Raw genomic sequence first — 23,591 nt, forward strand, 5'->3', positions numbered from 1 at the left:
TTCAAACACAAAAAATACGTATAGCAAAGCACCATATAAAGATTTATGTTACAATTTAATGCATAAAAGAACTAAAGAGCTCATGGAGCGTATGGAATAGGAGAGAATAAACGATGAGATATTTAACAGCGGGAGAATCACACGGCCCTCAGCAGACGACCATTATAGAGGGGGTTCCATCACAGCTGGAACTGCTTCAGGAAGATATTAATACAGAATTAAAAAGAAGACAGGGCGGCCACGGCAGAGGACGGCGCATGCAGATAGAAAAAGATACTGTGACGATCGCCGGCGGTGTCAGACACGGGAAAACAACAGGCGCACCGTTAGCCTTAATTGTTGAAAACGATGATTTTAAACATTGGACGAAAATAATGGGAGCGGCCCCGCTTACGGAAGAAGAAGAAAAAGAAATGAAGCGTGTTATCAGCAGACCACGTCCAGGGCATGCAGACTTAAACGGGGCAATAAAATACGGCCACCGGGACATGAGGAATGTGCTGGAGCGTTCTTCTGCAAGAGAAACAACAGCTAGAGTAAGCGCTGGAGCCGTAGCCAAGAAATTACTAAAAACATTAGGCATTGAAGTAGGAGGGACCAAGTGCTGGAAATCGGCGGAATTGAGTCGAAGGACCGTGACTACACCGATATTCATGATCTAAAAGAACGCACAGAAGCCTCTCCTGTTAGATGTCTGGACCAAAGTGCAGAAAAAGAAATGATGCAGGCGATTGATGATGCTAAAAAAGACGGAGATTCCATCGGTGGAATTGTCCAGACAGTTATTACCGGTATGCCTGCAGGTGTAGGTAGTTACGTGCAATATGACCGCAAGCTCGATGCGAAAATTGCAGGCGCGGTAATGAGTATTAACGCGTTTAAAGGAGTAGAAGTCGGTCTTGGTTTTGAAGCGGGCCGTATGCCGGGAAGCAAAGTACATGACGAAATCCTTTGGGAAGAAGGCCGCGGTTATTACCGCAGCCGTAATAACCTTGGAGGTTTTGAAGGCGGCATGACAACTGGAATGCCTATTGCGATCCAGGGTGTGATGAAGCCGATCCCGACTTTGTATAAACCGTTACGCAGTGTAGACATCGAAACGAAAGAGCCTTTTGAAGCAAGCATTGAACGCTCAGACAGCTGTGCTGTACCAGCTGCTTCCGTTGTAATGGAAAATGTGATTGCATTTGAAGTAGCTAATGCCATTCTGGAAATGTTTGGAGCAGACCGTATAGATGCGATTCAGGAAAATATAAAGAAACACAACGAATGGGCGCGTGACTTTTAATGGATCAGCTCTTCGTTAATGCTTCGGCTGCCCCTTACCCGGTCTATATCGGGGAGGGTATCAGAGGCGGAGCCGGGGATTTACTCTTTCCCGAGGCTAAAGAGGCGGAAAAAATGTTTATTGTGTCAGACAGTGCTGTTGCTCCTCTGTATTTGGAAGATGTTGTTCAGTCTTTTCCAGACGGTATAGAAGTATTTACGTTTACGGTAGAAAGCGGGGAAGCTTCTAAATCCTTTGCAGTGTATGAACGTATCCTGACAGCCATGCTGGAGAGCGGCCTGGACCGCAAATCTGCAGTTGTTGCCTTGGGAGGCGGAGTAGTTGGAGATTTGGCTGGTTTTGCAGCGGCAACGTATATGCGCGGCATTTCATTTGTACAGATGCCGACGACTCTCCTGGCTCATGACAGCAGTGTAGGCGGAAAAACCGGCATCAATCATCCGCTTGGGAAAAACATGGTTGGGGCTTTTCATCAGCCTGATGCCGTCATTTATGACGTAGAGATGCTGCAGACGCTTTCGGACAAAGAATGGCGCTCTGGTTTTGCTGAAATGATAAAGCATGCGTATATTAAGGACGCTGCGTTTCTTGAATGGCTGCAGACTCATATGACAAGCCTGGAAGATGTAAAATCGTCAGCGGTTTCGATGCTGAAACGATCGATCCAAATTAAAGCCGATGTCGTAGCTCTTGATGAAAAAGAGACGGGAGTGAGAGCTCACCTGAATTTCGGCCACACGCTCGGACATGCAATAGAAAGCACGGCCGGCTATGGCAGATGGGCGCACGGTGAAGCCGTAGCAGCAGGTATGCTATTTGCTATGCGGATCAGCAACGAGGAAGGCTTATCGAACTGGAACATAACAAAGGAGAAAGCGTGGCTGCATTCACTGGGTTACCCGCTTGATATGAAAACAATGAATGCTTCCTCTCTATTGGAGGCTATGAAAAAAGATAAAAAAACCTCAGCCGGAGTGCTGACATTTGTACTTGTGACTGAGCCGGGAGAAACGATGACAAAGCAAATTCCCGACGAAACCGTCCACAGGCTGCTTACGTCATTTATTGGAGAGGCGGAGACTGAATGATTAGAGGACTAAGAGGCGCAACAACGGTTGAAAATAATGACGCGGAAATTATTGCGCAGGAAACAGAAGTACTTCTCAGACAGATGATAGAAAAAATGATATTGCTCCTGAACAAGTGGCGCACGTCTGGTTCACTGTGACCGACGATATAGACGCAGCTTTCCCAGCTAAAGCTGCCAGGCAGTTTACAGGATGGGAGTATGTCCCCGTCATGTGCGCCAGAGAGATCCCGGTGCCGGGAAGCCTGGGGAAATGTATTCGGGTTATGCTGACCGCTAACACACAAAAGGGCCAGCAAGAGGTGCATCATGTCTACTTAAATAAAGCAGTCGTTCTTCGACCTGACCTTGAGTTGACAGATACAAAAGAATAAGGGTAGGATTACTGATAAGATTAGAAGAGCAGTTAGAATAGAAAAAGAGCAGAGTTAAGCAGAGATGAGTGGAGATTAGACAGAGTTAAACCTTGATCCGAAAAATAAAGCATGACTATAAGCAGCAGAACGTGCGGGCTACCCGCCCGCTTTTTGCTGTACCCACACTCATTCTCCTTTTCTGCCGGACTTCTGTTCTTGAGAGGAGCATTACGATGACAGAAACATCGATGGAGACCTTCCAAAAACAGGCTGAAAGCCATCCGCTCGTACCCTACGTTCGTACGTTTTTCACGGATTTATTAACCCCCATTGAACTTTTTAAACAAGTTGAAGACCAGGCTGTTTTTATTCTAGAAAGTAAAGACCCGGCATCTTCGTGGTCCCGTTATTCTTTTATTGGATTGAATCCGTCTTATCGGATCCAGGAAAAAGAAGGCTTATTTCAATTTGTAGAGGAAACTTCCAGACAGGTAAAGGCAGAAAACGCCAGCCTTGCCGTCTTATTTGAAGAAAGTCTGTCCATTATTAATCCAGGCATTCCATCTATTTCGCTTCCCTTTAAAGGCGGCGCTGTAGGAGTAGTAGCTTACGATACAATCGAACAGTTCGAGGATGGAATAGAGACGATAGGGAAAAGCGAAGATGACAGCAATGTGCTGCTGTTATTCTGCGAGACTATTATTGCCCTCGACCATGATACGAAAGAACTTTCCTTTGTCCATTACGAAAACAATGAAAAGGAAAATCCGGAGGTTCGTTACGAGAAAGCCCGAAAAAAAGTGGAAAGCTTAATGGCGATACTGCAGGATAATAAAAAGACAGATACTTTTTTATCTCCATATAATGCTAATCAGGACGTTGATTTTTCCAACGTCGTTTCTAATTATAAAAAAGAAAAATTTCTGGAAGATGTCAGGAAAATTAAAGAATATATAAAAGCCGGCGATATTTTTCAGGCTGTTCTTTCCCAGCGGTTTGAGCGGGATATACATGTGACTGGTTTTCAGCTATATCGTATTTTAAGAATGGTGAATCCTTCTCCTTATTTGTTCTATTTAAAACTGGATGGCCGCGAAGTTATCGGAAGTTCACCGGAACGGCTTATACAGGTCGATAATAAACATGTAGAGATTCATCCAATAGCAGGCACACGCAAGCGCGGGAAAAGCGAGGAAGAAGATCTGGCGCTGGAAAAAGATCTGCTTGCTGATGAAAAAGAAAGAGCGGAGCATTATATGCTTGTGGATCTGGCGAGAAATGATGTAGGAAGAGTAGCAGAGTATGGATCTGTGAAGACACCGGTTCTTTTGGAAGTGGGGCGTTTTTCCCATGTTATGCATATTATTTCCAAAGTGACGGGACGTCTTGCAGACGGTACGCTTCCTATTGATGCTCTACAGGCCTCTTTTCCAGCTGGAACCGTATCCGGTGCACCTAAAATCAGGGCGATGCAGATTTTAAAAGAACTGGAGCCGACGCGCAGAGGCATATATGCCGGTGCAGTATGTTATTTAGGATATGATGGTAATATTGACTCCTGTATTTCTATTAGAACGATGATAGTAGAAGGAGGGAAAGCCCGTATTCAGGCAGGTGCCGGCATAGTAGCAGATTCGGTGCCGGAACTCGAATATGAAGAAACACAAAATAAAGCAGCGGCTCTGCTTCGCGCGATTGAAGTTGCGGAAGATATGTTTTATGAGAAAGGGGAGACGGTAAAAGATGCTTAAAACACTGCTGGCTTCGTGTATAGAAGGAAACAGGCTGACAGAACAGGAAGCTTATGAGGCGATGGACGTTATTATGAAAGGTGAAGCTACAGAAAGCCAGATAGCAAGCCTGCTTTCTATTTTGCGCTACCGCGGGGAAACCGTAGATGAAATGACGGGTTTTGCAAGAGCAATGAAAGAGCACGTTATCCAGATTAACCACATGGAATCGTTTGTCGTGGATACGTGCGGCACCGGCGGAGATTTAAGCTCAACCTTTAATATTTCCACCGCTGCAGCCATTGGTTTGTCCGCTATGGGTGTAAAAGTGGCAAAACACGGAAACCGCTCTGTTTCTTCTAAAAGCGGAAGTGCGGATGTGCTGGAGAAATTAAACATTTCTGTGCAGTCCACTCCGGAAGAAGCGGCACGGTCGCTTAAGGATAAGCAGATGGCATTTTTATTTGCTCCTTTGTATCATGTATCGATGAAGCATGCCGTTGCTCCCCGAAAAGAAATAGGCTTTCGTACCATTTTTAACCTGTTGGGGCCGTTAACCAACCCGGCCAATGCAGATGCCCAGGTAATTGGTGTTTTCAAAAAAGAAGCCGGCCTGCAGATGGCTGAAACATTGCAGCGCCTCGGAGCAAAGCGGGCCTTGCTTGTCACTGGAGCAGACGGTCTTGATGAAATTACAATCACCGGTAAGACATATGTAGCTGAGCTCAAAGATGGGAAAATTTTTGAATATACGATAACACCGGAAGAGATGGGAGCAGTCTCGGCTCCTATTAACGAAGTCCAGGTAGATACTTCTGAGGAAAGTGCCGCATTAATTGAAAAGATTTTTGCGAACCAGGCCAATCGTGCTGCCATAGATATTCTGCTGTTGAATACAGCGGCTGCTTTGTATGTTTCAGATGAAACGGCTTCTATTAAAGAAGGATATCAAAAAGCTAAAGCGGCGCTCGAAGAAGGACTCTTTTTAAAGCAGCTCTATCGGTTACAGGAAAGCGGGGTCAAAGAAAGTCATGCTTGATAAAATACTTGCGACAAAAGCAGATGAAATAAAGGATATCACGCTGGGAAAACGGGTCGAGGTGCCCTTTTACTCGCTGAAAGAAGCACTCGAGAAGAAACAGGGTGTGATCCGTGTTATCGCGGAGGTAAAAAAAGCATCTCCTTCTAAAGGGGTGATCCGTGAACATTTTGATCCGGTTTCTATTGCTGAAAGCTACGAAGCAGGAGGCGCAGCCGCACTGTCAGTATTAACAGACGTGACTTATTTTCAGGGCGCCAAAGAATATGTCACCGCGGTAAAGCAGGCCGTTAACCTGCCGGTGCTTCGCAAAGATTTTATTATCGATGAAAAGCAGATTGAAGAAAGCCGTCGCATAGGAGCGGATGCTATTCTGCTCATTGCAGAAGCGATGAAGCCGCAGCGTCTCCATGAATTGTATAAAGAAGCAAAGAACTCCGGTCTGGACGTTCTTGTGGAATGCCATTCCAAAGATGAATTAACGGCGCTTCTAGATGTATTTGAACCAGAAATTATCGGTATCAACAACCGGGATTTAAAAACCTTTTATACGTCACTCGATACGACAAGGGATTTATCTGCTTTGCTGCCGGAAGGAAGTCTCTTAGTCAGCGAGAGCGGTATTGCTACGTATGAAGATGTGCTGGAAGTCAAAAAGGCAGGGGCCCGCGGCGTTCTCGTTGGAGAGTCGTTAATGCGGCAGCCTGATGTGGAACAGGCACTGCGAAAGCTGTTGGGAGAATCTGATGACTCAACCGGTATATAAGTTCTGCGGGGTGCACTCAGAGACAGGGCTGAGAACGGCAGCTGATTCGAAGGCTGCCTACATTGGCTTTGTAATGGCAGAAAGCAGAAGGTACGTTTCCCCGGGTCTGGTTAAAGAATGGCTGGAAGCCCACCCGGAACTGGAAAAAAAGATTGTCTTTTTATTCGTGAATGAAACAATGGATACGATAAAAGAGGCAGTGCAGACCGTCCGTCCGGATGTTATCCAGCTGCACGGTTCTGAATCACCACAGCAGACAGCGGTTGTAAAGAATGCTTTTCCAGATATAGAAATATGGAAAGCCATTCACCACGAGCCAAACTCTTTACTCGCGCTGGAAACTTATTTTGAAAATGTAGACGGGTTTGTTATTGATGCAAAAACAAAACACGCATGGGGCGGCAGCGGAGAATCATTTGACTGGTCGCATGCCGGCCGATATATAGAATACGGAAACCGTCAAAATATACCTTTGTTTATTGCCGGGGGGATCACGCCCGATAATGTGCAGGAGCTTTTAGATCATAAACCATGGGGAATAGATCTTTCGAGCGGTCTGGAGAGCAATGGAGAAAAAGACCCGGAAAAAGTACGACAACTGGAAAAGAGGTTATGTGAAAATGAGTAAAGTATATCCAGACGATAAAGGGCGCTATGGCGCTTTTGGAGGGAAATTTGTTCCGGAAACCTTAATGTATGCTCTTGAAGAATTAGAAAAAGCTTTTGAGGAAGCCTGGAATGATGAAGCTTTTATGAACGAATATCATCACACGCTTGAAGAGTTTGCCGGCCGGCCGACGCCTCTAACGTACGCCGAGCGCCTTACGGAAAAACTTGGCGGTGCTAAAATCTATTTGAAGCGCGAAGACCTGCTTCACACCGGGGCACACAAACTAAATAACGCTGTAGGCCAGGCACTTTTGGCTAAAAGAATGGGAAAAAAGAAAATCGTGGCAGAAACCGGAGCTGGACAGCACGGGGTGGCGACGGCAACAGTTTGCGCGCGCATGGGACTCGAATGTAAAGTGTTCATGGGAGAAGAAGATATGAGGCGCCAGTCGCTGAATGTTTTCCGCATGGAACTGCTTGGTGCCGAGGTTGTCCCTGCACTTTCAGGCAGTAAAACGTTGAAAGATGCGACAAATGAAGCAATCCGTTACTGGGTATCCAATGTGGAAGATACCTTTTATTTGATTGGTTCTGTTGTAGGCCCTCATCCATACCCGAAAGTCGTCCGCAATTTCCAGCGCATTATCGGAGATGAAACAAAGCAGCAGCTTCAGGAAGTAGAGCAGTCCCTGCCTGATGCAGCAGTAGCATGTGTCGGGGGAGGCAGTAACGCTATCGGCATGTTTTACCCATTTCTGGAAGATGGCGTAAAGCTTTACGGCGCTGAAGCTGCTGGTATGGGAGTGGAAACGAGCCAGCATGCTGCCACGATCAGTAAAGGTACAAAGGGTGTCATTCATGGTTCTCTTACCTATCTAATACAAGACGAAAATGGACAGATTATTGAACCATATTCCATTTCGGCTGGTCTTGACTATCCCGGCATCGGTCCGGAACATTCCCATCTTGCCGAAAGCGGCAGAGTGCACTACGAAGCGGTAACAGACGATGAAGCAATGGAAGCTCTTAAAGAATTGACCCGGACGGAAGGCATTTTTCCAGCCATTGAAACGGCACATGCTCTTCATTTGGCTTTTGCACAGGCAAAAAAAATGTCCAAAGATCAAATACTCGTAATCTGCGCTTCCGGCCGCGGCGATAAAGATGTAAATACGATAAAAGAATCATTGGAACAGGGGGATAAATCATGACAAGACAGACCGTCCGCGAGGCCGCTGAAAGTGCCTCCTACCCGCTGTTTATTCCTTTCATTATGGCAGGGGATCCAAATAAAGAATCAACGATCGAGCTGGCCATGACAATGCAGAAAGCAGGGGCACATATTCTGGAGCTCGGGATTCCCTATTCTGACCCGCTGGCTGATGGTCCCGTGCTGCAGCGCTCTGCACTTCGTGCGTTGAAACACGGAATGTCGCTTACAGCTGCTATTGAATTAATACCTGAAATGAGAAAAAGAGGACTAACGATTCCGGTCATTATATTTTCCTACTATAACCCAGTTCTGCGGATGGGAATTAAGACATTTATAGAAAAATTGAAAGACAATGAAGCAGATGGCGTGCTTATTCCGGATCTTCCTCTGGAGGAAAGTGAAGAATTAAGTACCCTTACTAAAAAAGAAAACCTGGCGAACATTTCTCTTGTAGCCCCTACATCAAGTACAAGACTGGAAAAAATCGCAGCGCAGGCAGAAGGGTTTTTGTACTGTGTATCCAGCCTGGGCGTTACAGGTACAAGAGATGAATTCCCTCCGGAAGCCTATACCTTCATTGAAGAAGTAAAAGCGAGCAGTGAAGTGCCGGTTGCCGTAGGATTCGGCATTTCTACCCCTGAGCAGGTGCAGAGGTTGCAAGGCTCAGCTGATGGGGTTATTATTGGTAGTGCGATTATGAAAAAAGTGGAAGGGCTTCAGGCTGAACTAGAGCATGAAGCGAAACGCCGGGATGCGCTTAATTCCATACAGCAGTATGTAGAAGATTTATTAGCGGTCCCTTCCTCCCACCAACAATAAATGGGGGAATTCTGATGAAAGCTAAAAAGCAGATATACGGCATGACACCGTACCAGCCGGGTAAACCGATAGAAGAAGTCAAAAAAGAGCTTGGACTTTCAGAAGTTATAAAGCTTGCTTCCAATGAAAATCCGCACGGGGCCTCTGACCGGGTAAAGCACACCCTTGAAGAAACAGCAGCTCTATTGGAAATTTATCCGGACGGCTACGCAGCAGCTTTGCGTAAAAAAACAGCTGATTTTCTTGGTGTGAAAGGAGAACAGCTTGTATTTGGAGCAGGCTCTGATGAAGTGATTCTAATGCTCTGCCGTACATTTTTGGACCATACGACGAACACCGTGATGGCTACGCCTTCTTTTTCCCAGTACAAACACAATGCTTTAATTGAAGGTGCTGAAATCCGTGAAGTTCCTCTAAGTGAGGGAGTACACGACCTGGATGCCATGCTTGAAGCAATTGATGAGCAGACGCGGATCGTTTGGGTATGCAACCCGAATAATCCGAGCGGGACGTATGTAGACGATAAGGCATTTCGGAAATTTGTGGAGCAGGTACCGGAGCACGTACTGATCGTATCAGATGAAGCGTATATTGAGTACGTTACGGCGGACGATTATCCGCAGACGATGTCAATGCTTGCTGATACGCCTAATTTAATGCTTCTGCGAACCTTTTCCAAGGCGTATGGAATGGCTTCACTGCGGGTTGGATTCGGTATCGCGTCAGAGGAGCTGATTTCTCTTGTTGATAGAGTGCGTCCGCCGTTTAACTTAACAACAACAAGCCAGGTTGCAGCGATTGAAGCGCTGGAGGACCAGGAGCATATTAAACAGTGTGTGGCAGATAACGAAGAAGGATTGAAAGAACTGCAGGCTTTCTGCAGCAAACACGATCTTACGTATCTCCCCACCCAGACTAACTTCCTGCTGATTTACGTTAAAGTACCGGGAGATATTATGTTTAATGCACTGCTGAAAAAAGGCTTTATCGTTCGGTCCGGTCAGGCACTGGGATTTCCGGAAGCCATTAGGGTAACGATAGGGACAAAAGAACAAAACAAAGCATTTATGACAGCATTCGCTGCCTGCTTAGATGAAGTCAACGTATCCTCTAAGTAACAAAGGATATGTTTAAAGGAGTACAAATGTGGCAAATAAAAAAGTAAGTGTCATCGGAATGGGCCTGATAGGCGGGTCCATTGCTTTGGCGATAAAAAAAGAACATCATGCTGAAGTAACGGGTGTAGACGTGGACAAAAACCAGCTCCGTCTGGCTAAGTCGCTCGGTGTTGTTGATGTCTGCGCTGAATCTCTTGAAGCGGGAGTGAAAGAAGCAGACCTGGTCGTCGTAGCTGTACCCGTTACAAAAACAGTCAACATACTAAAAAGACTTCAGGATACGGAGCTGAAACAAGGAGCTATTATTACTGATGTAGGAAGCACGAAACAGCAGATCTGTGCAGCGGCGGATTTTGCAGATCAGGGAGTTACCTTTATCGGAGGCCATCCTATGGCAGGATCTCATAAAAGTGGTGTTCAGGCGGCTAAACCTTATCTGTTTGAAAACGCTTATTACGTGCTTACGCCAGTAAGCGGTACAGGTATGAATAAAGTCATCCAGCTGCAGAACTGGCTGAAAGGTACGTCTGCGAGGTTTATTGAAATGGCACCGCAGAGGCATGATCAGCTTGCCGGCCTTATTAGTCACTTTCCCCACATCATAGCTGCCGGTCTTGTCCACCAGGTCCGGGATGCCGGTGAGAAAGATGGAATGGCAAGCCAGCTGGCGGCCGGAGGATTCAGGGATATTACCAGAATTGCATCTGCGAACCCTATCATGTGGCGGGATATACTGCTGCAAAATAAAGAAATGCTCCTGAAGCTTCTCGCCGATTGGAAAGTTCAAATGAATAAAATGGAGCTGCTTATAGAAGAAGAAGACAGCGACAATATTCTGGAATACTTTTCAGAAGCGAAAAGCTTCCGCGACACGCTGCCAACTCGGGAAAAAGGGGCGCTCCAGTCTTTTTATGATTTATTCGTCGATGTTCCGGACCATCCGGGTGTGATTTCGGATGTAACCGGTATTCTTGCGAAAAATAATATCAGCATTATAAATATTCGTATTATGGAAACAAGAGAAGATATTACAGGTGTCCTTCAGCTGACATTCCGCTCGGAAAAAGATAGGGAAGAAGGAAGCCGCTTCCTTCAGTATTCCTTATATGATACGTATTTAGCTGAATAATGAGTAGAAAAACCGCCTTATACACAGGCGGTTTTTTCTCATAAAAAGAGTTGACAATATGGAAATTTTTGATAGAATATAGTTAGCGTATGGTTTCTCTCCACTCCTATCCATACTCATTCAATTGAATAGCATTTTTGCTAACCTGATTTGTAAGCGTTTACGAATCAGGTCTTTTTTTCATGTTTCTATATAAAAGGCGCTGGTCGAACTAAGCTGTATAGTTTGATATACTATACGAGGCAAAGAGCAATACAGAAGAACGATGGAGGGTTTTAAACCAGTGGATTTAATAAATATTTACGATATGATAAATAACGGTAAAGTAGAAGAAGGACTTGAAAAGCTCGAAGCGCTTGAAAAAACGGCATCACATCAAGAAAAATATGACATTCTGCAGGTCTATGAGGAGCTCGGTCTTGCAGATAAGTCCAAGCCTATAATCGATGAGCTTATTCAGCATTATCCTGATGAAACCGAGCTGTACTTAATTGCAGCGGAAAATGCGATTGACCTCGACAAAGAGGAAGATGCAATTGAATGGCTTCTGGAAATAGGAGAAAAAGATGAGAATTTCCTGCAGGCACAAATGCTGCTTGCTGATCTATATCAGCTTCAGGGGCTTGACGAAGTAGCGGAATCAAGGCTGCTGCAGGCACTGCAGACAGCACCGGAAGAGCCGGTCCTTCTTGCAGGACTGGGAGAGTATTACTTGGAGAGAGGAGATTTTGCCAAGTCTATACCTTATTTAAAGCAGGCGGAGCAGCATGGCTTTCAATATCCGGAAGGCAGTCTGTCTTTACGTCTTGCCGAAGCTTATAGTGCAACCGGACAATTTGAAGATGCAATGACATACTATAAAACCGGTCTGGAAGAGAAGCGTGAAATGAATGCTCTGTTCGGCTATGCCTATACGGCTCTTCAAGTAAAAGATTATGAACTGGCAGCACAGAAATTTGAAGAATTAAAAGCGATGGATTATGAATACGCCTCATTGTACCCTTACTTAATCAAAGCCTACAAGTTCCAGAAAAAATGGGAAGCGGCATTTGAAGCAGTACAGGAAGGCCTGAAAGTGGACAATTTTAATGATCAGCTTTATGTGGAAGCTGGTATTGTCCAGGGGGCACTTGAAAATATGGAGCTGGCCGAAGGATATTTAAAAGAAGCGCTGGCGCTGAATCCGGCTAATGCAGAAGCAGCTTCCGTTTTGTTCTCTATGTGGCATAACAGTGAAGAGTATGATCAGATGATTGATCTGGCTGATCACCTGCAGAATCTCGGAGAAACAGATGTATTATTTGATTGGAATAAAGCCAGAGCTTATGCAGGCAGAGATGATCTGGAAGAAGGTCTGGAACTTTTTGGTAAAATATATCCTGAATTGAAAGAAAATACGATATTTCTTGAAGAATACGCGGCACTGCTTCTGGAAATGGGTTATAAGGAAAAAGCAATTGCAACGTGGAGGCAGCTTCTTATAGAAGAACCGGATAATCAGGCAGCTGCTCTGCGGCTTGAGGAACTGGAACAGGAATAATAAGGAGGGGTTATATTGAAGTGGACCGCGGATGATGTAACGGTTTTTTTCAGGGAAAAACAGTATATAGATACGCTGCTTCTGCCTCTTCAACCTGTGTCATTTACAGACGACATGAAACAAAGTGCGTCTATGCAGGAATTTGTAGAAGCATTAACCAGAGAAATAGAAAAGCAGTTCAAAGGAAGAGTTATGCTATCGCCTGCCTTTCCGTATTTAAAAAAAGAATCGCTGGAAGAGCATGTCCAGGAAGTTCAAAAGTGGACACAGGAGGCAAAGCGAGGCGGATTTGCTCATATTATCTTTATCACGTCGGATGCCGGCTGGAAGCAGGTGGAAAAAAACCTGGACGGAATGCTATTATGGATGCCGTTTGTGCCTTTTGAAAACCTGGAAAATTCTTATAAAAAGCAGATTATATCAGAACAGATGAAACAGCTGCTGCCTCTGCTTACAATGAAATGGAATGAATAAAAACGAGAGTTGACACGGTTTGCAGACAACGTTGACATAATGTTAAAAGCTGGGATATTATAAATGTATCCCAGCTTTCTTTTTATTCAGAAAGGCAGGAAAGAGGGAGTGTTTTCTGTTATACTATAACTAATGAACCAGGTTGCGAAAGTGATGTAGTTCTGCCTTTAAAGGCGCGCTTTTACAATAATAAAACAAAAAACAGTATAGTTTTCTTTTTTTTCGTTTATTTTGTAAGGGCTTTATTTCTTTTTAAATGGGGGAGGGAAATAGGTTGAGCGAAAAAAAGCATAATGTATCCAGGCGGCAGTTTCTTACATACACACTTACTGGAGTTGGCGGCTTTATGGCGGCAGGAGTGATACTTCCTATGGCGAGATTTGCCGTTGACCCGATTCTGCAGGCTGATGCAGAAAGTGACATGTACGCGGTTGCAGAAGTAGCGGATTTAACAGAAGAGCCGCAGCGGTTTGATTTTTCTTACGAACAGGTGGATGCGTGGTATCAGTCGGAAGTTACTGAAACAGCATGGATCTACAGAGAAGGAGACGAGATCGTTGCACTTTCACCTACCTGTACGCACTTAGGGTGCACAGTAAACTGGGATGCTAACGAAGATTATCCGGATCAGTTCTTCTGTCCATGCCATTTTGGCCGATTTGAAAAAGACGGAACTAACGTAGCGGGAACACCGCCTACAGAACCGCTTCATAAGTTTATAACAGAAGTACGGGATGGCACAGTTTACTTAGGTACAGCAGAACCACAAATATAGGGGGTGAATTACATATGTTGCAGCGCGTTTACGACTGGGTGGACGACCGTCTTGATATCACTCCTATGTGGAGGGACATAGCAGACCATGAGGTTCCGGAGCACGTCAATCCGGCCCACCACTTTTCCGCTTTTGTATATTGTTTTGGCGGTCTCACCTTTTTTATTACTGTAATCCAGATTTTATCCGGCATGTTTTTAACGATGTACTACGTCCCGGATATTGTTAATGCGTATGAATCCGTACGATATCTCCAGGGTGAAGTAGCATTTGGAGTGATTGTCCGCGGAATGCATCACTGGGGAGCAAGTCTTGTTATTGTTATGATGTTTCTTCACACGCTGCGTGTCTTTTTTACCGGAGCCTATAAAAAACCCCGTGAATTGAACTGGGTCGTTGGAGTACTTATATTTTTTGTTATACTTGGGCTCGGTTTTACAGGATATCTGCTTCCGTGGGATATGAAAGCTTATTTTGCAACAGTTGTAGGACTTGAAATTGCAGAGAGTGTTCCTATTGTCGGAGAATTAACAAAAACACTGCTGGCGGGGGATCCTGAAATAATTGGGGCGCAGACACTAACCAGGTTTTTTGCCATTCATGTATTCTTCCTGCCGGGTGCACTGCTCGGATTACTGGCTGCCCACTTTATTATGATTAGAAAACAAGGTATTTCTGGTCCATTGTAAAGGACAGTGAAGAATATATTGATTGGGGGGATATAAACGATGCATAGAGGAAAAGGCATGAAATTTGTCGGAGACTCCCGTGTGCCTGACAATAAAAAACCGAATATCCCAAAAGACTATTCGGAGTTTCCTGGAAACACGGAAGCTTTCTGGCCGAACTTCCTGCTCAAGGAGTGGCTCGTGGGTGCCGTATTTCTTATCGGATTCTTATGTTTAACTATTGCCCACCCGGCTCCGCTGGAAAGGCTGGCTGATCCTACGGATTCAGGCTACATACCGCTTCCTGACTGGTATTTCCTGTTTTTGTACCAGCTGTTAAAGTACGAATACGCTTCTGGACAGCTTACCGTCATTGGCGCCGTTATTATTCCGGGACTGGCTTTTGGAGCACTTCTTCTGGCCCCGTGGCTTGATACAGGACCCGAGCGAAGAGCTTCCAAACGTCCCATTGCTACTTCATTGATGGTGCTGGGTGTGCTGGCTACTGTGTATCTCACGTGGGAATCAGTAGACAGCCACGATTGGGAAGAAGCAGAAGCACAGGGTGAAATGCTTGATGAAGAAGAAATGGAAGCAGCGGAGAGTGTCGATATGGAAGCTGCCGGGTATGAAATATACTCAGAGCAGGGCTGTATCGGCTGTCACGGCGATCAGCTGCAGGGGTCAGGCGCTGCCGGGCCGCCTATCTTTGATGTACCGTATGATGCGGAAGGCGTAGCAGATATCGCAGTTAATGGTATCGGTGAAATGCCGGCAGATCAATTTGAAGGCAGTGATGAAGATCTGCAGACACTCGCTGAATATATCGCTTCCGGCGGAAACCCTGAAGATGGGGGAGAAGGCGGAGAAGAAGGCGAGGAAGAAGAAGCAGAAGAATAAAGCATTGACACCATCGTCCTGTAAACGATATCGTTTATAGGACGATTTTGTATGGAAACTGCTATTGAAAAGAGGGACGAGATGATTATTCTCCGGTGGATGACCTATTCTCCAGTGTTATGGATACTGCTTACAATCAATGTGTTTGGCACGCTTTATGGGTATTACTGGTATGCTTATCAATTGGCGTCCACACCTCCGATATTTATTCCCTTCGTACCTGACAGCCCGACCGAAGTCTGTTTTTTTGTTTTGTTCTATTTTTATTTATCATTCGTAAGCAGAATGGGCTGATAGAAGCGCTCGCTGCTGTGACGCTTATTAAATATGGGATTTGGGCGGTAGTAATGAATACCGCAGCCGGTCTATCCGGAGGGGCACTGGAATGGCAGCATTATATGCTCATCGCCTCTCACGCTGGAATGGCCCTTCAGGCATTTCTTTACATGCCCTTTTACCGGATTAAAGCCTGGCATCTTTCAGCAGCGGCAGTATGGACGGTTCATAACGATATTATTGACTATGTATATGGAATGTATCCCTGGCTGTCTCCTGCATTAAGTGAATACATTTCGCATATTGGATATTTTACATTTTGGCTGGGGATGTTGTCTGTAGGTGCCGTATATATATTCGGCGTACGGAAGCGGAGAAAAACGCTCACTCCTATGTAAACCGCCCCATCGCTGTCATATAATCGTCAAAACCTTTAAGGCGTAGTGATTGACTTTCTCTGACGTTTTACATAAAATTAATGTATACACTAACAATGGAGGGGTCAAAGACACTATGGGAATGGGAGCATTTATTATTTACTTCCTGCTGCTGATGGGAATTCCCCTTTGGGCACAGTCGAAGGTGAAACGAGCGTACAAGAAATATTCCAACGTGCCTAACTCATCCGGAATGACCGGTGCGGAAGTAGCACAGCGGATATTACATGAAAATGCTATATATGATGTGAGAGTGGAGCCTGTAAAAGGAAAACTTACTGATCATTATGATCCAAGCAAAAAAGTAGTGCGTCTGTCTGAAGGGAACTACAATAAGCGCACCGTAGCGGCTCAGGCAATCGCAGCCCATGAAGTCGGCCATGCAATTCAGGATGCTGAAGATTACGCTTTTCTCCGCGTCCGCAGTAAGCTGGTTCCCGCTGCTACGACTGGATCAAACTTTTCGTTTATCTTTATACTAGCCGGTATTCTTCTGCAGTCACAAGGGATGCTTTTAGCAGGTATTGTATTTATGAGTGCGGCCGTACTGTTTCAGGTCGTCACACTTCCGGTCGAATTTAATGCAAGCAGCCGTGCGATGACTCAGGTTGTGAGCACCGGAATCATAAAAAACAATGAAGAAAAAGAAACAAAAAAAGTACTTGATGCCGCTGCATTAACGTATGTAGCAGCAGCACTAGTTGCCGTTCTGGAACTTGTGCGGTTCATCGCCATGTATTTTATGATGGACGACTAATAAATAGTATAGGAAAAAAGCCGAGAAGAGAGATCTTCTCGGCTTTCCTTCTGTTCAAAGCTATGAAACATGGATAGGTTTTTTGTTTTCATCGAGAGTAAAGCCTTCGCCGATTACGTCCTGTACGTCGTTTACCGTTACAAAAGCATGAGGATCGATGTTTTCCACCAGATTTTTAAGCCGGACGAGTTCATTTCGGCCGATAACGCAGTACAGCACTTTTTTATCGGATCCGGTAAAAGACCCAGTTCCGTTAAGCATCGTACCGCCGCGGCCCATCTCTTTCGTAATAGCTGCAGATATTTCTTCCGTATAATCCGATATGATAAAGGACGCTTTGGCAGAGTATGCCCCCTGCTGAATAAAGTCAATAACTTTGGCAGCGACAAAAACAGCCACAAGCGTATACATCGCTTCCCGATAGTTTAGATAAACAAGAGAGCTTGTAATAACAGCAGCATCAAATAAAAACAAGGTGCGTCCCATGCTCCATCCGAAATAACGAAATCCTACTTTTGCAAGAATATCGGCGCCGCCTGTAGTACCGCCAAACCGGAAAACAATGCCCAGACCGGAACCCACAAGAACGCCGGAAAACAGGGCTGCAAGTGTTAAATCTTCCGCAAGAGGAAGGTACACGAGGGGAAAGCGCTGGAAAAGCCACAAAAATAAAGAAATGCTGAACGTACCAATAATGGTATAGATGAATACGACCCGCCCCAGTACTTTCCAGCCAATGAAGAAAAGCGGAATGTTTAGTATGAGATTGGACCAGGCGGGGTCTACGTTGAACATAAAATATAAAATTAATGCAATACCAGTCAACCCGCCGTCAGCAAGATTGTTTTCCATGTTAAAATAGACAAGTCCAAAAGACATCAATGCAGAGCCAAATATAACAAATGCGATGTTCGTAAGATGCGTACTCGTTTTCATAGAGATTTCCTCCTTTATTCCATCAGCCTTTATCAGTATAAGCGAAGAAGAGATTAGAGACAATTTGTTTCGGATTGTCAATAACAAGGGAATCAGATACGATATCAGCAGGAGGCGGATAACCAAATGGATAAAAAAACGATGCAGGATATGCAGCAGGAAGTGGACCGGTATATCGGCCAATTTGAAGAGGGATACTTCAGCCCGCTTGCCATGATGGCCCGGTTGAGTGAAGAAACCGGCGAACTGGCACGCGAAGTGAACCACTCTTATGGAGAAAAGCCAAAAAAGAAAGACGAACAGGAAAATTCAATGGAACAGGAAATGGGAGACATCCTATTTGTCTTAATATGCTTTGCAAACTCTTTACATATTGACCTGGATGAGGCCTTTGATCTTGTAATGGAGAAATTTCGTTCACGAGATGCAGACCGCTGGACAAAAAAAGAACTAGGAGAGAATAAATAATGACTACACCTATACGTATAGCAGTAGCAGGCCCGCGCGGCAACATGGGACAAGAAGCAGTGAAACTGGCAGATCGGACAGAGCATTTTGACCTTCGTGCTGTTATCGACTCCAAAAATAACGGAAGCCGCCTCAAAGATATGGCCGGCATGCCGGAGCTGGATATTCCTGTGTACACCGACATCCACCAGTGTTTTCAGGAAAACGAAATAGACGTGCTCATTGATTTAACCAATCCGGAAACCGGCAGAAAACATCTGGAAGCAGCTCTCGTGCACGGCGTTGCTCCCGTTGTAGGAACAACCGGTTTTACGGAAGCTGATATTGAGAAATTAAGCAGCGAAGCTGAGAAAAAGCAGGTTGGGGTTGTTATTGCTCCTAACTTTGCCATTGGCGCCGTTCTAATGATGAAATTTTCCAAAATGGCAGCAGCCTACATGCCGGATGTCGAGATTATGGAAATGCACCATGACCGTAAACTTGATGCTCCGTCCGGAACGGCGATTAAAACGGCTGAATTGATCAAAGAAAATCGAGAACCTCATAAACAGGGGCATGAAAATGAAACCGAATCTCTAGCGGGAGCAAGAGGAGCAGATATAGACGGAATGAAAATCCACAGTGTTCGGCTGCCGGGAATGGTGGCGCACCAGCAGGTTATGTTTGGAGGAGCTGGTCAGACGCTTACGATCAAGCATGATTCCATCAACCGTGAATCCTTTATGCCGGGTGTGCAGCTGGCTGTAGAATACGTAGTGGCAAACAAAGTACTCACTTACGGTTTAGAAAACATAATGTAGGAGGACCAACATGAATATTGCCCTGATTGCCCATGATAAGAAAAAAGAAGATATGGTCAGTTTTGCACAGGCATACAGCCGCATTCTGCAGAACCATCAGCTCTTTGCAACCGGTACAACAGGAAAAAGAATCCAGAAAGAAGCAGGGCTTGATGTTCACTGCTTCCAGTCCGGTCCAATAGGCGGAGACCAGCAGATCGGTGCCCTCGTCGCCACAAATGAAATGGACTGCATTTTGTTCTTCCGTGACCCTTTAACGGCCCAGCCGCACGAGCCGGATGTGTCAGCTCTGCTCAGACTCTGTGATGTACACGGTGTTCCGCTCGCGACCAATATGGCTACAGCGGAAGTGTTGATTAAAGGAATCGAAGATGGTCTTCTTGATTTCCGTAATAAGCCGAAGAAAGAAGGGTTATAATGGCAGCTTCATTGACTCTGCTGGCGTTTGGCGCCCATCCGGATGATATCGAAATCGGAATGGGAGGAACAGCCGCTCTTCATGCCCAAAAAGGGGATAAAGTGGCTTTTTGTGCGTTAACGAGAGCAGAGCTCTCCAGCAACGGAGATATAAAAACGAGGCAGAAAGAAGCTGCCCGTGCAGCGGAAGTAATCGGGGCAGAGGACCGTTACCAGCTGAACTTCCCGGATCGTAAATTAACAAAAGAGAGCCCGGAGTATGCAGAAATTGTAACGTTGATCCGCTCGCTGCGTCCGGATATAGTATTTTTCCCATGGCATGAAGACCGTCATCCGGACCATATTATGTGCGGCACTATTATTAAAGAGGCTTTATTTGATTCCGGCATCCGCAAATACACAGAAGCAGGAGGCGATGCCTGGCGTGTGCCTTATGCTTATCAGTACAGCATAAACGGTACAATAAGCAGGCCTGGCTTTTATGTAGATATTTCCAGCGTTCAGCAGGTAAAAGAAAAAGCCCTGCTCTGCTATGAAAGTCAATTTATTTTAGGTGAGGAAAGTGTGCAGACACCACTTACGAGCATGTATATTGAATCCGTACGGGCACGAGATCTTTTAATGGGCAAGCAGGCTTCTGTTTCTTATGCAGAGGCCTTCTGCCCTCATTCTCCCGTACTATTAAACGAACTGCCGGGAAGGAAAGAGGAATGAAACTAAATATTGGTATCTCCTGTTATCCGACAGTAGGCGGATCAGGAGTCGTCGCAGCAGAACTTGGAAAACAATTGGCAGAAAGAGGGCATACGGTTCATTTTATTTCAACAAGTATGCCATTCCGCCTGAATAAAACATATCCGAATATTTATTACCATGAGGTGGAAGTAAATCAATACGAAGTGTTTCAGTATCCGCCCTATACATTAACGCTGGCAAGTAAAATGTCGGAAGTAGCCAAGCGGGAAAAGCTGGATATCCTGCACGTTCATTATGCAGTGCCTCATGCAGTCTGTGCCCTGCTTGCAAAAGACATGGCACAGACAGGATTAAAGGTCGTAACTACGCTTCACGGGACAGACATTACAGTCCTTGCAAACGATGCCTCGCTGAAAGAGTCGATTTATTACGCGATAGAAAAATCAGATGCGGTTACAGCAGTATCTCAGTCACTCTCCCGCCAGACTAAAGATATGCTCGGCATCAAAGCCCCGATTGACTGTATTTACAATTTTATCGATCACACAGATGACGTTCAGGAACACAGCAAAAAATGGTGGAAGCAGGAGTATAAAATTCCTGAGGACAATAAGGTGCTGATCCATATATCCAACTTCCGTCCAGTTAAACGCGTAGAAGATGTGATTAAAGCATTTTATACGGTGCAGCTGGAACAAAAAGCGACCCTGTTGATGCTTGGAGACGGGCCGGACCTGAATAAAGCGTGGCAGCTGGCAGAGAAGCTGGGTATTGCAGAGTCTGTTTTATTTTTAGGAAATCAGAAAAATATTTCTGACTTTCTATACATGTCGGACGTTATGTTTTTATTGTCAGAAAAAGAAAGTTTCGGATTGGCAGCATTAGAAGCAATGGCATGCGGGGTTCCGGTCGTTGGAACCAATGTCGGCGGAATACCTGAAGTAATCGAAGACGGCCGCTCGGGCTTAATCGTACCGGCAGCAGAACCGGAAGCTGCCGGGAAAGCAGCATTGCAGATTATGGCAGGGAGTGACACGTTTCAGTCTTTTTCCAAAGAAGCGGAAAAGCGTGCCAGAGAAGAATTTTCAGCATTGAAAATTGTCCAGCAGTACGAGGACGTGTACAAAAGGGTGCTTGCTGATGGGGAAAGTCTATAACGAAGCGACAGCGTTTCTTTCCATATTAAAGAAGCAGGGCATAACGGGCTGGCTGGTTGGAGGCTGCGTAAGAGACTGGGTGAAAAACGGTTGCGACGATATTCCCCGGGACATTGATATAGCGGTGAATGCGTCCGCTGAGTATGTGGAAAGCAAGTTTACCCGATCACATCGTATGTCGAACCGTCATCAAACAATTATAATCAGGCACGGTGGAGGTATTTACGAATTGACAGAGCTCAAAGGTGCGGATATTTACGAGGATTTGTCTTCCAGGGATTTCACGTGCAATGCGATGGCGGTCGATATAGACGGCAATCTATTAGATCCACACGACGGCGTCAGCGCTGTGCGTTCCGGTTTCATTAAAGCTGTAGATCAATCCCGGTTCATACAGGAAGATCCTCTTCGAATGCTGCGGGCTCTTCGATTTTCAGCGCAATTTGGATGGTTTATCGATACCGAAACTGAAGCTGCCTGCAAAAAGGAAATAAAGAAACTGCAGGAGACGGCGGTGGAACGCGTAAAAGAGGAGTGTTCTCTTCTTATAAATGGAGGATGGGCTGCAAGTGCGCTTCGCAAAGCAGATCATTTCGGAATGTTCCATTACTTCCCTTCATCGATTCGGTCTCATCCGCTTTGCTTATGGCGGTATCCGACAGAAAAATTAGAAGACGGGGTTCTGCGCTGGACGGGTCTTCTGCTCATGCTATATGGAGAGACGGCTTCTATCGTTTTAGGAAGCTGGACGTTCTCCAATCAACAGAAAAAACAAATCCGTGAGCTCTTAGATGCAGTAAAAGGCCCTGTGTACAAGCAGGATCTATACACGCTTTACGCATTAGGGCGGGAACAGGCAGTAAGAGGCTATCTGCTTCATCAATGGAAATATCGTTATACTCCTGATGAACAGAAACAGAGAGTATTTTATGAGCGTCTGAATACTGTTTCTATTCAATCGATCAGTGATTTAGCTGTAAATGGAAGAGATATTCAAAGACGGTTTCCAGAGCTTCCATCTTCTCTTTATGGCCCTCTGCTTCGTTTTCTTGAAAAAAAAGTAGTGTTGGAAGAAATCACCAACGATAAACATACGCTTCTGGAGCAGGCAGGGACTTTTATAAGAAATAGAGGGAGGGAAAACAGTGAGAGATAAGCTGTTAGCATTATTGAATGGATCAGACGGTTCTTTTATCTCCGGGCAGGAAATAAGTGACAAGCTGGGAATATCCAGAACGGCAGTCTGGAAACATATCGAAGAACTGCGCAAAAAAGGCTACAAAATAAATGCAGTAACGAAAAAAGGCTATAAAATCGAATATACTCCTAACTCTATAACTGCTGACGAAATCAATGCCCACCTGGAAACAAAAGCATTCGGACGTGTTATTCACTCATTTGATCAAGTAGCTTCGACCCAGATTCCGGCCCATGAAGCTGCAAGAGAAGCGGCGCCGGAAGGAACGATCGTGGTCGCAGAAGAGCAGTTAAAGGGCAAAGGTCGTCTCGGCCGGCCTTTTCATTCCTCAAAAGGAACGGGACTCTGGTGCAGCCTGATTCTGCGTCCTTCCTTCCCTCCCCAGCAGGCCCCGCAGCTGACGCTGTTAACGGCTGTGGCTATTGCAGAAGGAGTAAGAAAAGTAACCGGTCTTCCCGCAGATATTAAATGGCCGAATGATTTATTGATTTCAGGTAAAAAAATAGCAGGAATTCTAATTGAAATGCAGTCGGATCCTGATGAGATCCATGCTGTGATTGTTGGCTTTGGCTTAAATATTAATCATAAAAAAGAAGATTTTCCTGAGGAGATTCAGGATCGCGCCACGTCACTTGCTTTAGAAGGAAACCAGCCCTATAACCGGGCCGTGCTGCTTGCGGAAATATTAAAAGAATACGAATACTGGTATTTTAAGATGCTGGATGAAGGATTCGATCCTGTACGGGAAAAATGGGAGTCGCTTGCGGTAACGATCGGAAAGCAGATTACAGCGGTCACTTCGAAAAAAACGCTGCAAGGTCTTGCCAAAGGCATTACAAAAGACGGCGTTCTTATCCTTGAAACAGCGGATGGAAAGATAGATTATATTTACAGTGCAGATATTCATGAATAGCGCAGGGCTTAATGAAATTTGATAT

General features: G+C 45.3%; 23 protein-coding genes and 3 pseudogenes. 25 read left to right on the top strand and 1 reads right to left on the bottom strand.

The features are described from left to right. Positions 1 to 113: 113 nt before the first annotated feature. From aroC to MMY81_RS13785, 18 genes and pseudogenes are all read left to right on the top strand, one after another. Positions 114 to 1,288 (top strand): annotated as a pseudogene (gene aroC / locus MMY81_RS13700) (chorismate synthase). Further along, positions 1,288 to 2,376 carry a 3-dehydroquinate synthase gene (aroB, locus tag MMY81_RS13705; RefSeq protein WP_252313351.1) on the top strand — a complete coding sequence of 363 codons (1,089 nt, stop codon included), beginning with the start codon at positions 1,288 to 1,290 and terminating at the stop codon, positions 2,374 to 2,376. Before aroC ends, aroB begins: the two are co-directional and overlap by 1 nt. Then, a pseudogene (aroH, locus tag MMY81_RS13710) lies at positions 2,373 to 2,749 on the top strand (chorismate mutase). The gene aroB and the pseudogene aroH overlap by 4 nt, the downstream one beginning before the upstream one ends. Before the next feature lie 215 nt (positions 2,750 to 2,964). Beyond that, complete coding sequence (gene trpE, locus MMY81_RS13715) at positions 2,965 to 4,482, top strand: anthranilate synthase component I (protein ID WP_252313352.1); 1,518 nt, start codon at positions 2,965 to 2,967, stop codon at positions 4,480 to 4,482. Beyond that, entirely contained in the window at positions 4,475 to 5,500 is a 1,026-nt protein-coding gene (trpD, locus tag MMY81_RS13720; protein WP_252313353.1) for an anthranilate phosphoribosyltransferase, read from the top strand. Before trpE ends, trpD begins: the two co-directional genes overlap by 8 nt. Next, positions 5,493 to 6,266: an indole-3-glycerol phosphate synthase TrpC gene (gene trpC, locus MMY81_RS13725; RefSeq protein WP_252313354.1), complete on the top strand. Its 774-nt coding sequence runs from the start codon at positions 5,493 to 5,495 to the stop codon at positions 6,264 to 6,266. The genes trpD and trpC overlap by 8 nt, the downstream gene beginning before the upstream one ends. Further along, positions 6,247 to 6,894 (top strand): phosphoribosylanthranilate isomerase, encoded by a 648-nt coding sequence (locus MMY81_RS13730; RefSeq protein WP_252313355.1) that lies wholly within the window; start codon positions 6,247 to 6,249, stop codon positions 6,892 to 6,894. The genes trpC and MMY81_RS13730 overlap by 20 nt, the downstream gene beginning before the upstream one ends. Then, positions 6,887 to 8,086: a tryptophan synthase subunit beta gene (gene trpB, locus MMY81_RS13735; RefSeq protein WP_252313356.1), complete on the top strand. Its 1,200-nt coding sequence runs from the start codon at positions 6,887 to 6,889 to the stop codon at positions 8,084 to 8,086. Before MMY81_RS13730 ends, trpB begins: the two co-directional genes overlap by 8 nt. Continuing rightward, positions 8,083 to 8,907 (top strand): tryptophan synthase subunit alpha, encoded by an 825-nt coding sequence (trpA, locus tag MMY81_RS13740; RefSeq protein ID WP_252313357.1) that lies wholly within the window; start codon positions 8,083 to 8,085, stop codon positions 8,905 to 8,907. Before trpB ends, trpA begins: the two co-directional genes overlap by 4 nt. Before the next feature lie 11 nt (positions 8,908 to 8,918). After that, positions 8,919 to 10,025 carry a histidinol-phosphate transaminase gene (hisC, locus tag MMY81_RS13745; protein ID WP_252313422.1) on the top strand — a complete coding sequence of 369 codons (1,107 nt, stop codon included), beginning with the start codon at positions 8,919 to 8,921 and terminating at the stop codon, positions 10,023 to 10,025. Positions 10,026 to 10,053: 28 nt separating this feature from the next. After that, entirely contained in the window at positions 10,054 to 11,154 is a 1,101-nt protein-coding gene (locus tag MMY81_RS13750; protein WP_308215322.1) for a prephenate dehydrogenase, read from the top strand. A gap of 283 nt (positions 11,155 to 11,437) precedes the next feature. Further along, the gene (locus MMY81_RS13755; protein WP_252313358.1) at positions 11,438 to 12,694 is read left to right on the top strand and encodes a tetratricopeptide repeat protein; all 1,257 of its coding nucleotides are present in this window, start codon (positions 11,438 to 11,440) and stop codon (positions 12,692 to 12,694) included. Positions 12,695 to 12,709: 15 nt separating this feature from the next. Further along, on the top strand, positions 12,710 to 13,168 hold the full coding sequence (locus tag MMY81_RS13760) for a YpiF family protein (RefSeq protein WP_252313359.1): 459 nt from the start codon (positions 12,710 to 12,712) through the stop codon (positions 13,166 to 13,168). Between the two features lie 274 nt (positions 13,169 to 13,442). Then, complete coding sequence (locus MMY81_RS13765) at positions 13,443 to 13,943, top strand: Rieske (2Fe-2S) protein (RefSeq protein WP_252313360.1); 501 nt, start codon at positions 13,443 to 13,445, stop codon at positions 13,941 to 13,943. Between the two features lie 14 nt (positions 13,944 to 13,957). Beyond that, positions 13,958 to 14,632 carry a menaquinol-cytochrome c reductase cytochrome b subunit gene (gene qcrB, locus MMY81_RS13770; RefSeq protein WP_252313361.1) on the top strand — a complete coding sequence of 225 codons (675 nt, stop codon included), beginning with the start codon at positions 13,958 to 13,960 and terminating at the stop codon, positions 14,630 to 14,632. A 39-nt stretch (positions 14,633 to 14,671) separates the two neighbouring features. Continuing rightward, complete coding sequence (locus MMY81_RS13775) at positions 14,672 to 15,511, top strand: menaquinol-cytochrome c reductase cytochrome b/c subunit (RefSeq protein WP_252313362.1); 840 nt, start codon at positions 14,672 to 14,674, stop codon at positions 15,509 to 15,511. An 81-nt stretch (positions 15,512 to 15,592) separates the two neighbouring features. After that, positions 15,593 to 16,185, top strand: a pseudogene (gene lhaT / locus MMY81_RS13780) (lipoprotein heptaprenylglyceryl N-acetyltransferase LhaT). Positions 16,186 to 16,300: 115 nt separating this feature from the next. Then, on the top strand, positions 16,301 to 16,981 hold the full coding sequence (locus MMY81_RS13785; RefSeq protein ID WP_374561883.1) for a zinc metallopeptidase: 681 nt from the start codon (positions 16,301 to 16,303) through the stop codon (positions 16,979 to 16,981). Between the two features lie 60 nt (positions 16,982 to 17,041). On the opposite strand, the gene MMY81_RS13790 is transcribed toward MMY81_RS13785, so the two are convergent. Next, positions 17,042 to 17,917 carry a YitT family protein gene (locus tag MMY81_RS13790; RefSeq protein WP_252313363.1) on the bottom strand — a complete coding sequence of 292 codons (876 nt, stop codon included), beginning with the start codon at positions 17,915 to 17,917 and terminating at the stop codon, positions 17,042 to 17,044. A gap of 126 nt (positions 17,918 to 18,043) precedes the next feature. Between MMY81_RS13790 and MMY81_RS13795 the strand changes: the two genes are divergently transcribed. The 7 genes from MMY81_RS13795 to MMY81_RS13825 are packed head-to-tail and all read left to right on the top strand — an operon-like array spanning position 18,044 to position 23,566. Continuing rightward, positions 18,044 to 18,385 (top strand): nucleotide pyrophosphohydrolase, encoded by a 342-nt coding sequence (locus MMY81_RS13795; protein WP_252313364.1) that lies wholly within the window; start codon positions 18,044 to 18,046, stop codon positions 18,383 to 18,385. After that, positions 18,385 to 19,185, top strand: a complete 801-nt coding sequence (gene dapB, locus MMY81_RS13800; protein WP_252313365.1) for a 4-hydroxy-tetrahydrodipicolinate reductase — start codon at positions 18,385 to 18,387, stop codon at positions 19,183 to 19,185. The genes MMY81_RS13795 and dapB overlap by 1 nt, the downstream gene beginning before the upstream one ends. Positions 19,186 to 19,195: 10 nt before the next feature. After that, positions 19,196 to 19,603, top strand: a complete 408-nt coding sequence (locus MMY81_RS13805; RefSeq protein WP_252313366.1) for a methylglyoxal synthase — start codon at positions 19,196 to 19,198, stop codon at positions 19,601 to 19,603. Then, positions 19,603 to 20,316 (top strand): bacillithiol biosynthesis deacetylase BshB1, encoded by a 714-nt coding sequence (bshB1, locus tag MMY81_RS13810; RefSeq protein ID WP_252313367.1) that lies wholly within the window; start codon positions 19,603 to 19,605, stop codon positions 20,314 to 20,316. Before MMY81_RS13805 ends, bshB1 begins: the two co-directional genes overlap by 1 nt. After that, the gene (gene bshA / locus MMY81_RS13815) at positions 20,313 to 21,455 is read left to right on the top strand and encodes an N-acetyl-alpha-D-glucosaminyl L-malate synthase BshA (protein ID WP_252313368.1); all 1,143 of its coding nucleotides are present in this window, start codon (positions 20,313 to 20,315) and stop codon (positions 21,453 to 21,455) included. Before bshB1 ends, bshA begins: the two co-directional genes overlap by 4 nt. Then, complete coding sequence (locus tag MMY81_RS13820; RefSeq protein ID WP_252313369.1) at positions 21,439 to 22,611, top strand: tRNA nucleotidyltransferase/poly(A) polymerase-related protein; 1,173 nt, start codon at positions 21,439 to 21,441, stop codon at positions 22,609 to 22,611. Before bshA ends, MMY81_RS13820 begins: the two co-directional genes overlap by 17 nt. Further along, positions 22,583 to 23,566 (top strand): biotin--[acetyl-CoA-carboxylase] ligase, encoded by a 984-nt coding sequence (locus MMY81_RS13825; protein WP_252313425.1) that lies wholly within the window; start codon positions 22,583 to 22,585, stop codon positions 23,564 to 23,566. Before MMY81_RS13820 ends, MMY81_RS13825 begins: the two co-directional genes overlap by 29 nt. Positions 23,567 to 23,591 lie beyond the last annotated feature (25 nt).

The sequence above is a fragment of the Sinobaca sp. H24 genome (genome assembly GCF_023845525.1).